This window comes from Plantactinospora sp. ZYX-F-223 (assembly GCF_039649625.1).
Lineage (GTDB): Bacteria > Actinomycetota > Actinomycetes > Mycobacteriales > Micromonosporaceae > Plantactinospora.
The window spans coordinates 86,535-100,331 of record NZ_JBDJAV010000028.1 but is presented as its reverse complement, the minus strand read 5'-3'; the positions used below and the strand labels follow the sequence as shown (position 1 = coordinate 100,331).

10 protein-coding genes are annotated in these 13,797 nt (G+C 73.3%); 6 read left to right on the top strand and 4 right to left on the bottom strand.

The features are described from left to right. Positions 1–73: 73 nt before the first annotated feature. Positions 74–1,021, top strand: a complete 948-nt coding sequence (gene thrB, locus AAH979_RS26700; RefSeq protein ID WP_346260874.1) for a homoserine kinase — start codon at positions 74–76, stop codon at positions 1,019–1,021. 298 nt (positions 1,022–1,319) lie between these two features. Continuing rightward, on the top strand, positions 1,320–3,281 hold the full coding sequence (gene rho / locus AAH979_RS26695; protein ID WP_346260873.1) for a transcription termination factor Rho: 1,962 nt from the start codon (positions 1,320–1,322) through the stop codon (positions 3,279–3,281). A gap of 79 nt (positions 3,282–3,360) precedes the next feature. On the opposite strand, the gene AAH979_RS26690 is transcribed toward rho, so the two are convergent. Beyond that, positions 3,361–4,242: an NAD(P)-binding domain-containing protein gene (locus AAH979_RS26690; protein ID WP_346260872.1), complete on the bottom strand. Its 882-nt coding sequence runs from the start codon at positions 4,240–4,242 to the stop codon at positions 3,361–3,363. A 96-nt stretch (positions 4,243–4,338) separates the two neighbouring features. Here AAH979_RS26690 and AAH979_RS26685 point away from each other — a divergent pair, with 96 nt between their 5' ends. Both AAH979_RS26685 and AAH979_RS26680 read left to right on the top strand, forming a co-directional pair. Further along, on the top strand, positions 4,339–4,731 hold the full coding sequence (locus AAH979_RS26685) for a helix-turn-helix domain-containing protein (protein ID WP_346260912.1): 393 nt from the start codon (positions 4,339–4,341) through the stop codon (positions 4,729–4,731). Positions 4,732–4,799: 68 nt separating this feature from the next. Beyond that, positions 4,800–8,264 (top strand): phosphodiester glycosidase family protein, encoded by a 3,465-nt coding sequence (locus AAH979_RS26680; RefSeq protein WP_346260871.1) that lies wholly within the window; start codon positions 4,800–4,802, stop codon positions 8,262–8,264. Positions 8,265–8,426: 162 nt separating this feature from the next. Here AAH979_RS26680 and AAH979_RS26675 read toward each other — a convergent pair whose 3' ends face one another. Both AAH979_RS26675 and AAH979_RS26670 read right to left on the bottom strand, forming a co-directional pair. Beyond that, positions 8,427–9,326 carry an AAA family ATPase gene (locus AAH979_RS26675; RefSeq protein WP_346260870.1) on the bottom strand — a complete coding sequence of 300 codons (900 nt, stop codon included), beginning with the start codon at positions 9,324–9,326 and terminating at the stop codon, positions 8,427–8,429. Positions 9,327–9,399: 73 nt separating this feature from the next. Continuing rightward, positions 9,400–10,506, bottom strand: coding sequence for an RNA ligase (locus AAH979_RS26670; RefSeq protein ID WP_346260869.1), 1,107 nt, complete (start codon positions 10,504–10,506; stop codon positions 9,400–9,402). 231 nt (positions 10,507–10,737) lie between these two features. Between AAH979_RS26670 and rpmE the strand changes: the two genes are divergently transcribed. Together rpmE and prfA are read left to right on the top strand one after the other, a co-directional pair. Next, positions 10,738–10,962 carry a 50S ribosomal protein L31 gene (gene rpmE, locus AAH979_RS26665; protein WP_203867866.1) on the top strand — a complete coding sequence of 75 codons (225 nt, stop codon included), beginning with the start codon at positions 10,738–10,740 and terminating at the stop codon, positions 10,960–10,962. Between the two features lie 115 nt (positions 10,963–11,077). Continuing rightward, entirely contained in the window at positions 11,078–12,166 is a 1,089-nt protein-coding gene (prfA, locus tag AAH979_RS26660; protein ID WP_346260868.1) for a peptide chain release factor 1, read from the top strand. Positions 12,167–12,197: 31 nt separating this feature from the next. Here prfA and AAH979_RS26655 read toward each other — a convergent pair whose 3' ends face one another. Next, a complete protein-coding gene (locus tag AAH979_RS26655) occupies positions 12,198–13,751 on the bottom strand; it encodes a GGDEF domain-containing protein (RefSeq protein ID WP_346260867.1) in 1,554 nt (517 codons plus the stop codon). Positions 13,752–13,797 lie beyond the last annotated feature (46 nt).

Sequence of the window (13,797 nt, the reverse complement as noted above, 5' to 3'; positions counted from 1 at the left end):
GGGACGGTCGGCGCCGTCCCAGGGCCCGGACGGTGGAGTCCGGCGCCGGCACCGGGCCGCCTAGCATGAGCCGATGCGGCCGACCTTCGTTTCCGAACCGGTCCGGGTCCGGGTGCCGGCGACCAGCGCCAACCTCGGGCCGGGCTTCGACGCGCTCGGCCTGGCGCTGGCGCTCTACGACGACGTCAGCGCCCGGACGGCACCGAGCGGTTGCCGGGTCGAGGTGACCGGAGAGGGCGCCGGCGAGCTGCCGACCGGCGACGACCATCTCGTCGTCCGGGCCATGCGGGCCGGCTTCGACGCCCTCGGCGGTCAGCCGCCGGGGCTGGCCGTGGAGTGCGTCAACCGGATCCCCCAGGCGCGCGGCCTGGGCTCCTCGTCGGCGGCGATCGTCGCCGGGATCCAACTGGCCCGGGCCCTGGTCGAGGACGGGACGCGGCAGCTCGACGACGCGGCGGCGCTGCGGCTGGCGGCCGAGTTGGAAGGACATCCGGACAATGTCGCGCCGTGCCTGCTCGGCGGGTTCACCATCGCCTGGACGGAGTCGGGCGGTACGGCCCGGGCGGTCCGGCTGCCGGTCGCGCCGCAGCTCCGGGCCACGGTCTTCGTACCCGAGGAGCGCGGGTTGACCGCGACGGCCCGTGCGGCGCTGCCGGCGACGGTGCCGCACGCCGACGCGGCCCGCAACGCCGGCCGGGCGGCCCTGCTGGTGCACGCCCTGACCACCGATCCGGAGTTGCTCTTCGAGGCGACCGAGGACCGGCTGCACCAGCCCTACCGGGCGGCCGGGATGCCCGGCACCGCCGCCCGGCTGGCCGAGTTGCGTGCGGCTGGTGTGCCGGCTGTGGTCAGTGGGGCGGGCCCGTCGATTCTCGCGCTCACCAGCAGCGATGAGAATTTCCCGGCGGGAATGGGTTGGACTGCGCAAAGGTTGCCCATAGACGTAGCCGGGGCCCGGGTGGATAGGGGTACACTGGGACACGCCGAGCGGGACCCTGTTGCCGCAGGTCGGAAGAGTTGATTACGCTCTAGACTTAGCACAGCCGCGAAGCAATGCGACTCCTGCGGGTCGGTGCACCCCCGAAGCTCTCGGCGGTCAGCCCGTCTCACCCCTGCCTAGGTCTACGCCGCACCGCAGTTTCCACAGGTCGCCGCAGGCGGCGAGACCTGCCCACCGATGTTGGTGGGTCGGGAAACCAACCGGCTGCTGTGTTACAGACTCCCGTGACGCGTCAAGCGAGACGGGTGTACCGAGGCCGCCCGGCCAGCCAGCACTTCGGGCCACGGGCAGCCCCGGCCTTATCGAGGGAAGGAATCCATTGAGCGACACCACCGACGTGACGTCGGATGTTTCCAACGTCGCTGGCGAAGCCACCGCAGGCGCCACCCGTCGTCGGCGGACCGGCACCGGGCTGTCGGCGATGCTGCTGCCAGAGTTGCAGAGCCTGGCCGCGTCGCTCGGCATCTCCGGTACGGCCCGGATGCGCAAGGGCGAGCTGATCGCCGCCATCTCGGAACGGCAGGCTGGTGCCACCAACACCGCGGGCGGCGGTGCGCCGCGCCCGCGCGCCGAGGTGTCGGCCGCGGCCGCGCCGGCTCGCGAAGAGGTCCGGGCCGAGGTGCGGGACAGCACCGACCGGCCGGACGGTGAGCGCCGGGCCGCCGAGCAGGTGCCGGCCGCCACCGCCGCTGGCGGTGAGGGTCGGGTCCGGACGTCGCGCCGGTCCAGCCGGGCCGCTGCCGCCACCGCCGAGGTGGAGACCGAGGCGGCGCCGACGGAGCGGGCCGACCGTCCGGAACGGGCCGAGCGTGGCGGTGACCGCGCGGAGCGTGCCGATCGCGGTGACCGCGCGGAGCGGGCCGAGGGTGCCGAGCGGACCGACGGTGGCGAGCGCGGAGACCGCGCCGACCGGGGCGAGTCGCGCAACGGCCGGGACCGCAACGAGCGGAACGACCGGGGCGAGCGCGGCGAGTCGCGGAACGACCGTGGACAGCGTTCGGCGGACCGGGACAACGACGGCGACGACGACGGTGAGGGCGGCGGCCGGCGCAGCCGGCGTAGCCGCTTCCGGGACCGGCGCCGGGGCCGGGGCGACCGGGTGGAGAACGGCGAGGGCGGTGGCGGCCGGGAGCCGCAGGTCAACGAGGACGACGTGCTCGTCCCGGTGGCCGGCATCATCGACGTGCTGGACAACTACGCCTTCGTCCGGACCACCGGCTACCTCTCCGGCCCGAACGACGTCTACGTGTCGATGTCCCAGGTCAAGAAGTACGGCCTGCGTCGCGGTGACGCGGTCACCGGCGCGGTGCGCGCGGCCCGCGAGGGCGAGCAGCGGCGGGACAAGTACAACCCGCTGGTCCGGCTCGACACCATCAACGGGATGGACCCGGACGAGGCGAAGCGGCGTCCCGAGTTCTACAAGTTGACCCCGCTCTACCCGCAGGAGCGGCTCCGGTTGGAGACCGAGCCGCACATCCTGACCACCCGGGTCATCGACCTGGTGACGCCGATCGGCAAGGGTCAGCGGGCGCTCATCATGTCGCCGCCGAAGGCCGGTAAGACCATGGTGTTGCAGGCGATCGCCAACGCGATCACCCACAACAACCCCGAGTGCCACCTGATGGTCGTGCTCGTCGACGAGCGGCCCGAAGAGGTCACCGACATGCAGCGCTCGGTCAAGGGCGAGGTTGTCGCGGCCACCTTCGACCGTCCGCCGCAGGACCACACCACGGTCGCCGAGCTGGCGATCGAGCGGGCCAAGCGCCTGGTCGAGCTGGGCCACGACGTGGTCGTACTGCTCGACTCGGTGACCCGGCTCGGCCGGTCGTACAACCTGGCCGCGCCGGCCAGTGGCCGGATCATGTCCGGCGGTATCGACTCCACCGCGCTCTACCCGCCGAAGCGGTTCCTGGGCGCGGCGCGGAACATCGAGAACGGCGGCTCGCTGACCATCCTCGCCACCGCGCTGGTGGAGACCGGTTCCGTGATGGACACGGTCATCTTCGAGGAGTTCAAGGGCACCGGCAACGCGGAGCTGAAGCTGGACCGGAAGATCGCCGACAAGCGGGTCTTCCCGGCCATCGACATCCACACCTCCGGCACCCGTAAGGAGGAGATCCTGCTGGCCCCGGAGGAGTTGGCCATCACGCACAAGCTGCGTAAGGTGCTGCACTCGCTCGACTCGCAGGCCGCGCTGGATCTGCTGCTGGACCGGCTCAAGCAGTCCCGGACCAACATCGAGTTCCTGATGCAGATCGCGAAGTCGACGCCGGGGGAGTGACACCTCCGGCATCCTGAGGGCACGTTCGTGGGGCCCGGCCGAGTTTCGGCCGGGCCCCACGCTGCGGTTCCGGGCCGGTTCAGCGGAGCAACAGGTCGATCACTCCCGTGTCGCTCTCCGCGCCGTGCCCGTCGGCGAGCCGGCGCGCCATCAGGTCCAGGTACGGCGTCAGCAGTTCCGTGCTGACCCCCTGCTCCCGGGCCGTGGTCAGCAGGGTCTCGTTCGCGGCCACCATCATCGCCAGGTTGGACTCCGTGCCGGTGACGTAGTCGCCGCTGTCCAGTTGTGCGGCAGCCAGGTGCACGAACGGGGCCATCCCGGTGAGCCAGCCCTCCAGCAGCGGGGCGAAGTCCTTCGGCGGGATCTCCTCCCGGCGGATCAGCGCGAAGGCGTGCGCGACTCCGGCGAACATCCCGGTCATCGCGCTGAGCAGCGCCACGTCGTGCAGGGCGGCGAAGCCGTGGTCCGCGCCGACGTACCGGGTGTCGGCCGGTACGGCGAGCACCCGCCGATGCGCCTCGAAGAGGTCCCGGGAGCCGCTGTAGAAGACGTAGCCGCCGGAGCCGGCGAGGCCGATCATCGGTGGGACCGCCATGATCCCGCCGTCCAGCAGCCGGGCGCCGCGCTGCTGCGCCCAGTCGGCGAGGGCGCGGGCCTGGCCGGGTGTGCTGGTGGTGAGGTTGACCAGGTCCCGCCCGGTCAGGTCGGCGTCGGCCAGCGCCTGCCGGACCGAGGCGTCGTCGAGCAGACAGGTGACGACGAGGCCGTTCGCGGCCACCGCCTCGGCAGCGGTGCCGGCGACCGTGGCGCCGTCGGCGGCCAGCGGTTCGGTCCGGGCGGCGGTGCGGTTCCAGACGGTCAGCGGATGCCCGGCGGCGAGCCAGGCGCGGGCGAGCGCGGTACCCATGGCACCGAGCCCGAGCAGGGTCAGCGGAGTTCTCGCGGTGGTGTCCTGTTCCATGCTCGTAGACTTGCCGCCGCCCGCCGGGGCGCTCAAGTACGCACTGTGAAGTGGGTGGTTACCCCGGGGGAAGTGAGCTGGTGGGGAGGGGTGGCGATGCCGACGGTACGGCGGCCGGGAGCGCCGGGGGCGTACGTCTGCGGGATCGACGCGGCGATGGCCGTGGTCGGCGGCAAGTGGAAGGTGCTGATCCTCTGGGCACTCGGCGAACAGGTGTGCCGCTTCGGCGAGCTGCGCCGGCTGGTGCCGGGGGTGACCGAGAAGGTGCTCGCCTCGCACCTGCGGGAGCTGGAGGCGGACGGCATCGTGCACCGCGAGGTCTACGACGAGGTGCCGCCCCGGGTCGAGTACTCGCTGACTCCGCTCGGTGTCTCGCTCAACGCGGCGCTGGAGCCGCTCGGCGCCTGGGGCCGGGAGCACGTCCTCGGCGGCGGGTACCGGCCGGCCGGCGCCGACGTGTCGTCCGGGAACGGGACCCGGGGCGGCTGATGGAATTTTCCTTCGGTTCAATCGCCAACTATTGAAACTTCTATACGCCGTCCGGTTGACTACCGGGCATGGTGACCCGCCGCCGAACCGCCCGCCTCGCCGGGCTGCTGCTCCTGGTGCCGTCCCTCACCCTCGCCGGCCCGGTCCCGGCGCACGCCGAACCGGTGCGCCTCCCACCGCAGCCCGCGCCGGCCGCTGGCACCGCGCCGGAGGAGGCTCCGGCCGCCTCGTCGTACCCGGCACCGTCGTCCGCACCGGTCCCGGCCGCCGCTGCCGACGGGCTGGTGACCGACACCCGGACCCGGCCGGTCGCGCCCGGGCTCGACCTGACCTCCTTCGACCGGTACGACGCCAACGGCTGGCTGCGGGCCGACGCGCTCACCGCCGACCTGACCGGCGGGCTCACCGTCGACTACGTCAACTCCGGTGAGGTCGCCCGGGCCGAACCGCTGCGCCGGGCCGTCGACCGGGCCGGTGCGGTGGCCGCGGTCAACGGGGACTTCTTCGACATCAACAACTCCGGCGCGGCCCAGGGCGTCGGCATCCGGAGCGGTGAACTGGTCCAGTCGCCGGTCGCCGGGCACCAGGAGGCGGTCGGGGTGACCGCCGAGGGTGTGGGCCGGGTGGTCCAGGTGCACTTCGACGGCACCGCCACCCTGCCCACCGGGCCGGTCACGCTCACCCAGTTCAACAACATGGTCGCGGCCGGCGGTGTCGGCGTCTTCACCCCGCTCTGGGGGTCGTACTCCCGGACCCGGGCGGTCGAGGGCGCCAGCCGGGTCACCGAGGTCACCCTGGTCGGCGGCCGGGTCGGCACGGTCAGCCCGGCCGCCGGCACCGGCCCGATCCCGGCCGGTACGACGGTGCTGCTCGGCCGGGAGGCCGGCGCCGACGCGCTCGCCGCACTGCGCTCCGGCGACCCGGTCGACCTGCGGTACGCGCCGAAGCCGTCGGACGGCAGCACGCTGCGCGCCGCGATCGGCGGCAACCGGGTACTGGTCCGGGACGGTGTCGCGCAGGAGATCGGTGACGTCAACCCCGAACCCCGGACCGCGGTCGGGTTCTCCGCCGACGGTCGGAAGATGTTCCTGCTCACGGTGGACGGACGCCAGGCGGACAGCCGGGGCGTGACGCTGACCGAGCTGGGCCGGATGATGGCCGAACTCGGCGCGCACAACGCGCTCAACCTCGACGGCGGCGGCTCGTCGACGCTGCTCGCCCGCGAGCCGGGCCAGCCGGCGGTACGGGTCGAGAACAGCCCGTCGGACGGCTCGGAGCGGCCGGTGCCGAACGGGCTCGCGCTCTTCGCCCCGCAGGGGAGCGGGCGGCTGCGGGCGTACTGGGTGAAGACCGTGCTCGACCCGGTGGCCGCGCCGGGCGTCGGGCCGGTGCGCGGCGGGCGCCCGGACCGGGTCTTTCCCGGGCTGACCCGGCGGCTGTCGGCGGCCGGCTACGACGAGACGTACGGCCCGGCGGCCGGCGTGCCGAGCTGGCGGGCCGAGCCGTCGTCCCGGGGCACCGTCGACTCCTCCGGCGTCTTCCGGGCCCGGCGCTCCGGCGAGGTGACCGTCAGCGCGTCCCGGGGCCGGGCGCGAGGCGAACTGCCGCTGACCGTGCTCGGTCCGCTGGCCCGGATCGACGGCACGGTCGACAAGGTCGGGCTGGCCGGCACGGGCGGCACCGGGTCGTTCGGCGTGGTCGGCTACGACGCCGAGGGGAACATCGCGCCGATCGAGCCGGCCGACCTGCGCCTGGAATACGACCGGGACCTGCTGGAGGTCACCCCGGCCGCCGACGGCAGCCTCGCGGTGCGGGCCAAGGCGGACAGCGGCGCCGGGCTGGTCACGGTACGGGTCGGCGCGGTCAGCACGGTGCTGCCGGTGACGGTCGGGCTCACCGACGTACCGGTGGCGATGTTCGACGACGCGGCGAGCTGGCGGTTCAGCGCCGCCCGGGCCACCGGCTCGGCCACCCCGGTGCCGGGCCGCACCGGCACCGGCCTGAAACTGGCGTACGACTTCGGCCAGTCCACCGGCACCCGGGCCGCGTACGCCGATCCGCCCGCGTACATCCCGGTGGCCGGGCAGCCGCAGTCGTTCGGGATGTGGATATATGCCAACGGGCACGGCGAGTGGCCCAGCCTGCACCTGCACGACGCGCTCGACCAGCAGCACGTGCTGCGCGGCCCGTACCTGGACTGGACCGGCTGGCGCTACGTCGAGCTGGCCGTACCGGCCGGGGTGGTGTACCCGGTGCGGATCCGCCGGTTCTACGTGGCCGAGACCGACGCGGCGGCGGCGTACACCGGGGAGGTGGTGATCGACGACATCGTCGCCCGGGTGCCGTCCGAGGTGACCGCGCCGGCCGAACCGCTCCGCACCGACCGGGTGGTGCTGACCGACGGCAGCGTCGACCGGGCGCCCTGGCGGTTCGCGGTGCTCTCCGACGCCCAGTTCGTCGCGGCGAACCCGGACAGCGACCTGGTCGCCCAGGCCCGCCGTACGCTGCGCGAGGTGAAGGCGGCCCGGCCGGACTTCCTGGTGATCAACGGGGACTTCGTCGACACGGCCTATCCGGAGGACTTCGCGCTGGCCAAACGGATCCTGGACGAGGAGTTGGGCGGCGCGCTGCCGTACCACTACGTGCCGGGCAACCACGAGATCATGGGGGCGCCGATCACGAACTTCCGATCGGTCTTCGGCCAGACCTACCGGGTCTTCGACCACACCCCGCACCGGGGCGGCACCCGGACCCGGTTCGTCACCCTGGACACCTCCACCGGCAGCCTGCGCGGCGGCGGCATCGAGCAGGTACTGGCGCTGCGTACCGCCCTGGACGGCGCGGCCCGCGACCCGGCCGTCGGCTCGGTGGTGGTACTGGAGCACCACGCGCCCCGGGACCCGACGCCGGCCAGGGCGAGCCAGCTCGGCGACCGAAAGGAGGCGGCGCTGCTGGAGCGGTGGCTCGCCGAGTTCCAGCGCGAGACCGGCAAGGGCACGCTCTTCGTCGGCGCGCACGTCGGCAGCTTCTCCGCCGACCGGGTCGACGGGGTGCCGTATCTGATCAACGGCAACGCCGGCAAGAACCCGTCGACCGCGCCGCACCTGGGCGGGTTCAGCGGCTGGACGATGTTCGGGGTCGATCCGGTCAGCCCGGCCGAGGCGGCGGCGGCCCGGCGCGACCCGCTGGCCGAGGGGCCGGAGTGGGTGAGCGCGCAGACCCGGGCGCACGTGGACGGGTTGACCCTGGCCGCCCCGTCCAGCCTGCCGGTGGGTTCGGCAGTCGCCGTCACCGCCACGGTGACCCAGCCCGGTGGCCGGCAGGTACCGGTCGCCGCCCCGCTCTCGGCCGACTGGTCCGGCTCGCCGGACCTCCACATCGGACCGGCGCGTGGCCTGCGGCCCTGGCACGCCGCCTGGTTCGACCCGGCCACCGGCCGATTGACCGGGCTGCGCTCCAGCGGTGCCGTCCAACTCGCCGTCACCGTGAACGGGGTGACCACCCGGACGACCATCCCGCTCACCCGCCGGTAGCCCGGCGGACGGACGCAGGTGACCCCGCCACGCTCAGCGTCGAGTCAGACCTGGACGCCAGAGGCGTTATCCGGCAGCGGTAGCGCATCTGGCGTCCAGGTCAGCGGCGGGTGTCCGCGCGCAGCGGCCGGTGGACGGGCCGGTCGACGGAGGAGAAACGGACTAGAAGTCGCCCTCGGCGACCTGGAAGACGGTCAGGCCGAGGCCGCGCCACATCTTGACCACCTGCATCCGGTCGTCGAAGACCCCGACCACCCGGTATCGGTCGCGGATCTCCCGGTCGAAGATCTCCCGCTTCACCACCGAGTCGCGGCGCTGGTCACCGATCGCCCGCATGTGCAGGGCGAGGTACGGCACCCCGACGTGCTCGGCCAGCCACCGCTCGGTCGGCTCCCGGCAGGACGCGTCCCGCCCGGTGCAGAAGACCACCCCGTAGCCGGCCGCGTGCATGGCCCGGACCGCCGAGATGACGGCGGTGTTCGGCCGGTCCTCGCCGACCCGGGTCATGTCGTACGGGCTGCGCCCGGAGATCAGCGCGACCGTGCCGTCGATGTCCACCAGTACGATCTCCGCCGCCTCGTCCGAGGGCGGGGTGTAGACGGCCGCCGGCCCGCCCGGCTCGACGGTCGGTACCGGCAGCGGCAGTGCCCGCCCGGCCAGGTACCGGTCGTGCAGCCGCCGGATCGCTTCCTCGCCGACCCGGTCCTGCTCGGGCCGCTCGGCGTCGCGCCGGACGCACTCGTCCACCGGTACGTCGGTGAAGTCGTGCACCTCGAACTCGGCCCCGAACCGGGCGGCGAGCTGCGCCCAGTCCCGCAGGGTCCGGGACCGCAGGTTGGTGTCGTCGACGCAGACGTCCGCCCGGGCCCGCAGCAACGCCTCGACCTGGGCCCGCTGCACGACGGTGACCTGGCCCTCGGCCCACTGGGTGAAGAGCCGTTCCCCGTGCAGCATCCGGCGCAGGTCGTCGCGGTTCACCCGGACCACCCCGGGTTGCAGCTTCCGGGCGAAGGTGGTCTTCCCGGAGGCGGGCAGCCCCCGGGTGACGATCAGTCGGGTCATGGTCTCTCCTCGCTCCGCTCGCCGACATCATGACCTTGTCGGCCGCGCTTCCGTGCCGACCTCGGGCCGCGGTTCACTCGCCGTGCTGCGGCGTCCAGTCCGCCGACGGGCGGACCTGCTGCCAGAGTTGCGAGTGGTAGTCGCGGCCGTCGAGGCGCAGGAAGAGGAAGGCGCGCTCCGGGTGCCGGGCGGCCCGCTCGGCGAAGTCGCGCCGGGTCCATCCGGCGGGCAGCCCGGCCACGATCTCACCGTACGCCTGCTCGATCTTCGTGGCCCGGGCCTCGACGGTCGCGGTCAGCGCGGCCACGACGGAGTCGACCCAGCGGTGGAACTCGTCCGGCAGCGGCGCGACCCAGGCGGAGAGGTCCCGCTCGGTGACCAGGTACTCCCAGACGACCCGGGCGTTGAGCCCGAAGGTCAGCCGGTGCAGCAGGACGTACTCCGGATATTTGATCTTGACTCGCTCGTCGGTGTCCGGCCAGTGCACCACCAGCCCCTCCCGGCCGTCCCGGACCGGCGCGGCCATCGCCTCGGCCAGCGTGCCGTAGGGCAGCTGCTCGACCACCGGGCCGGGCCAGTCCGGTACGGTCTCCGGGCCAAAGCTGCGCCCGGTGGCGATCTCCACCGTGCCGAGCAGCACCAGGTCGTCGAGGCCGCCGTAGTCGAGCACGATCCGGTTCGCCGGATAGACGATCTCGACCAGCACGGTCCGTCCCGGCGGCGGGGTGAAGTCGGGGTAGCGGGTCCGGAGCACGGCGGTGGCATGCCGGGCCTGGTCGGAGGCGAACGAGCCCCGGGTGGCGACCGCGAAGCCGTCGCCGTCCGGATACAGCACACCGAGGCTTCCGTCGGCCTTGTCCGTTATCACCGCCGGTGCGTCCAGCCGGAGCGCCGGTGCTCCGGGCTGGTCGTGGTTGAAGAACTTCGGGTACGGCCGCGCCAGCACCGTACCGGTCGACTCGTCCACGATCAGCCCCCGGCAGGCCAACGTCACCGGCGTCCAGTTTCCCGCGTAGGTGCACGCCTCGGTGTAGTTGTAGATCGCCAGCGGGCGTTCGGGATGCCGCTGGACCCGGACCTGGCCGTCGGCGAGCGCGGTGGCCAGCGCCGCCGGATCGAGGATCTCGGCGAGCCGGGTGGCCGGGGCGAGCAGGGTGGGATCGGACGCGGAGGTGACCACGGGGTGTGCCTTCCGGCGGGGCGGGAATGCGGGAGGGAGGAGTGACGTTATCCGTCACGGATCACGTGTGCAGCCCGATTTCGGGGTGGCCCGCCCGCCATGGCACACTGGTCAGTCGGCCACCGGTTCCGGTTCACGCCCGAGTCCGTCATCGCCCCGCGACACGCCGATGTCGCGGTCGACGGATGCCGAGGGCGACCCGGCGACCATTCACGAAAGGACCGAGGCGACATGAAGCCCAACATCCACCCCGAGTACGTGACCACCGAGGTCACCTGCTCGTGCGGCAACACCTTCACGACCCGCAGCACGGCGAAGGGCGGCTCGATCCACGTCGAGACCTGCAGCGCCTGCCACCCGTTCTACACCGGTAAGCAGCGCGTGCTCGACACCGCCGGCCGGGTCGCCAAGTTCCAGCAGAAGTACGCCAAGGTTCAGGCCAAGAAGGCCAAGTAGCCGCGTCGACGGCGCCCGCCTCCGGTTCGTCGCCGGGGGCGGGCGCCGTCGTGCCATTACCGCGCGTCCCACTTCCGGCACGCGCGTCCCACGTTCCGGCAGAAGGAGTACGAGCATGAGCGGCGATCGGCTGGCCGGTCTCCTCGCCGAGTACGCGGAGCTGGAACGACGGCTCGCCGACCCGGCGATCCACGGCGACCAGGCCACCGCCCGCCGGGTGGGCCGACGGTTCGCCGAGTTGACCCCGCTGCACAAGGCCGCCGGTGAGCTGGAGCAGGCCCGGGCCGACCTGGCCGCCGCCCGCGAACTGGCCGCCGAGGAGCCGTCGTTCGCGGCCGAGGCGGAGTCGCTGGCCGCGGCGCTGCCCGCCCTGGAGGCCCGGCTCGCCGAGCTGCTCATCCCGCGCGACCCGCACGACGCCAAGGACGTGATCCTGGAGATCAAGGCCGGCGAGGGCGGGGAGGAGTCCGCGCTCTTCGCCGGTGACCTGCTCCGGATGTACCTGCGGTACGCCGAACGGCACGGCTGGGCGACCGAGGTGCTGGACGCGCAGGACTCCGACCTGGGTGGGGTGAAGGACGTCTCGCTGGCGGTCAAGGCGAAGGGCGTACCGGAGGGCGGCAACGGGGTCTGGTCCCGGCTCAAGTGGGAGGGCGGCGTGCACCGGGTGCAGCGGGTGCCGGTCACCGAGTCCCAGGGACGGATCCACACCAGCGCGGCCGGCGTACTGGTGCTGCCGGAGGCCGAGGACGTCGACGTCACCATCGACCCGAACGAGCTGCGGATCGACGTGTTCCGGTCGTCCGGGCCGGGCGGCCAGTCGGTGAACACCACCGACTCGGCGGTGCGGATCACCCACCTGCCGACCGGGATCGTGGTCTCCTGCCAGAACGAGAAGTCCCAGTTGCAGAACCGGGAGCAGGCGATGCGGATCCTCCGGGCCCGGCTGCTGGCCAACGCGCAGGAGCAGGCCGACGCCGCCGCCTCGGACGCCCGCCGCTCCCAGGTGCGTACCGTCGACCGGTCCGAGCGGATCCGGACGTACAACTTCCCGCAGAACCGGATCACCGACCACCGGATCGGCTACACGGCGTACAACCTCGACCTGGCGCTCGCCGGTGAGCTGGACGGCGTGCTCGACGCGCTGGCCGAGGCGGACCGCTCGGCCCGGCTGGCCGGCGAGACGGAGCTGTCCCGGCGCTGAGCCACGCCCGGCTCACCGGGTGGCCGCGAGTTCACCGCACGGCTGCGGCCCTGGCCCGGAGCATCTCCTGGTCGGCCAGCTCGAAGGCGACGCTCAGCGCGTCCCGCAGCCCGGTACCCGGCCCGCGCACCTCGGCGAAGCCGACGCTCACCCCGACCGGGGTGCCCGGGACGACCGACTCCCAGTCCTCGGCGGTGACCGCCGCGCTGATCCGCCGGCCCACCTCACCCGCCTCGGTCATCCCGGCGCCGGGCAGCACCACCACGAACTCGTCCCCGCCGTACCGGGCCACGAAGTCGCCGCGCCGCATCACCCGGTTGATCACCCCGGCGATCCGTTGCAGCACCAGGTCGCCGGAGTGGTGGCCGTGCGAGGTGTTCACCGTCTTGAAGCCGTCGAGGTCGACCACGCCGATCACCGCCCGCTCGCCCCGGCTGACCATCCCGGCGATGTACCGCTCCAACCGGCGGCGGTTCGGCAGCCCGGTGAGCGGGTCGGTCAGCGCCTCGCCCTCGTAGCGGGCCGCCTCCCGGCGCATCTCCTCGTGCTCGATCCGGGCCGCGATGCCGTCGACGTAGACGTCCCGGAGCCGGTCGTTGCGCTGGGTCGCCAGCCGGAACGCGTACCGGTCGGCCCGGTGCGCCGCCGCGTGGTCGCCGACCCGGGCGTACGCCAGGCTGGAGAGCCGGGCATGCTCGGCCGCGCCCAGCGTCTCGGCCGAGACGTGCACCGTCTCCAGCCGGGCCAGCGCCTCGGCCGGTCGACCGGCGGCGATGGCCAGGCACGCCGCGCCGAGCTGCCGCATGTCCCGGGTACGCGCGCTGTCCCCGCCGTTGCCGAGCAGCCAGTCGGGATCGAGTTCCGGTACGGCCGACCCGCCGGTCGCGGCGCCGAGGGCGGCCTGCCGGGCGAGCGCGTACCCGTACGCCGCCCGGCTGCTCGGCCGCAACTGGCCCGCGGTGCCGGCCTGGACGAACCGTTCCAGGTCGCAGCCGACGTCCCGGAGCACCCGCAGGCAGCCATCGCTGTCCCCGTGGTGGTCCAGCGCGACCGCGTTGCGCAGCCGGATGCCGGGCGCGGCGAAGGTCTCCTCGGGAATGCCGGCGGCCAGCCCCAGCCGGCGGGCCCGCTCGATGGCGCCGAGTGCGTAGCCGTGGAAGCCGAGGTAGGAGTAGGCCATCGCCAGGTCGTGCCAGCCCCAGGCGGTCTCCTGGTCGGGCTCGTCCACCGAGCCGAGCGCCCGGGCACCCCGGACCAGGTGGGTGACGCAGCGGTCCAGCGCGCCCTGGTTGTGCGCGGCCAGGGCGGCCAGGGCGTGCAGGTGCCCGTGCAGGTACGGCTCGGGCAGGTCCCGGGCGGCGTCGAAAGCCTGCTCCACCGCCCGGGTGTATTCGGCGGTACGGCCCAGGTTGAGGATCGCGGAGAGCCGCTGGAGCAACGCGTCGGCCCGGGAGTACGGGTCGTCAGTGGTGCTGATCACCCGCTCGAAGATCAGACAGGCCTCGGCGGATCGGCTGCTCTCCATGAGCGAGCGGGCGTGTCTCAACTCCTCGGCCCGGTCACCGACCCGGTCGAGCCAACTCACGCACAACCTCCATCGCTTCGCCAGTCAGCCCCCGCGGAGTCGAGGA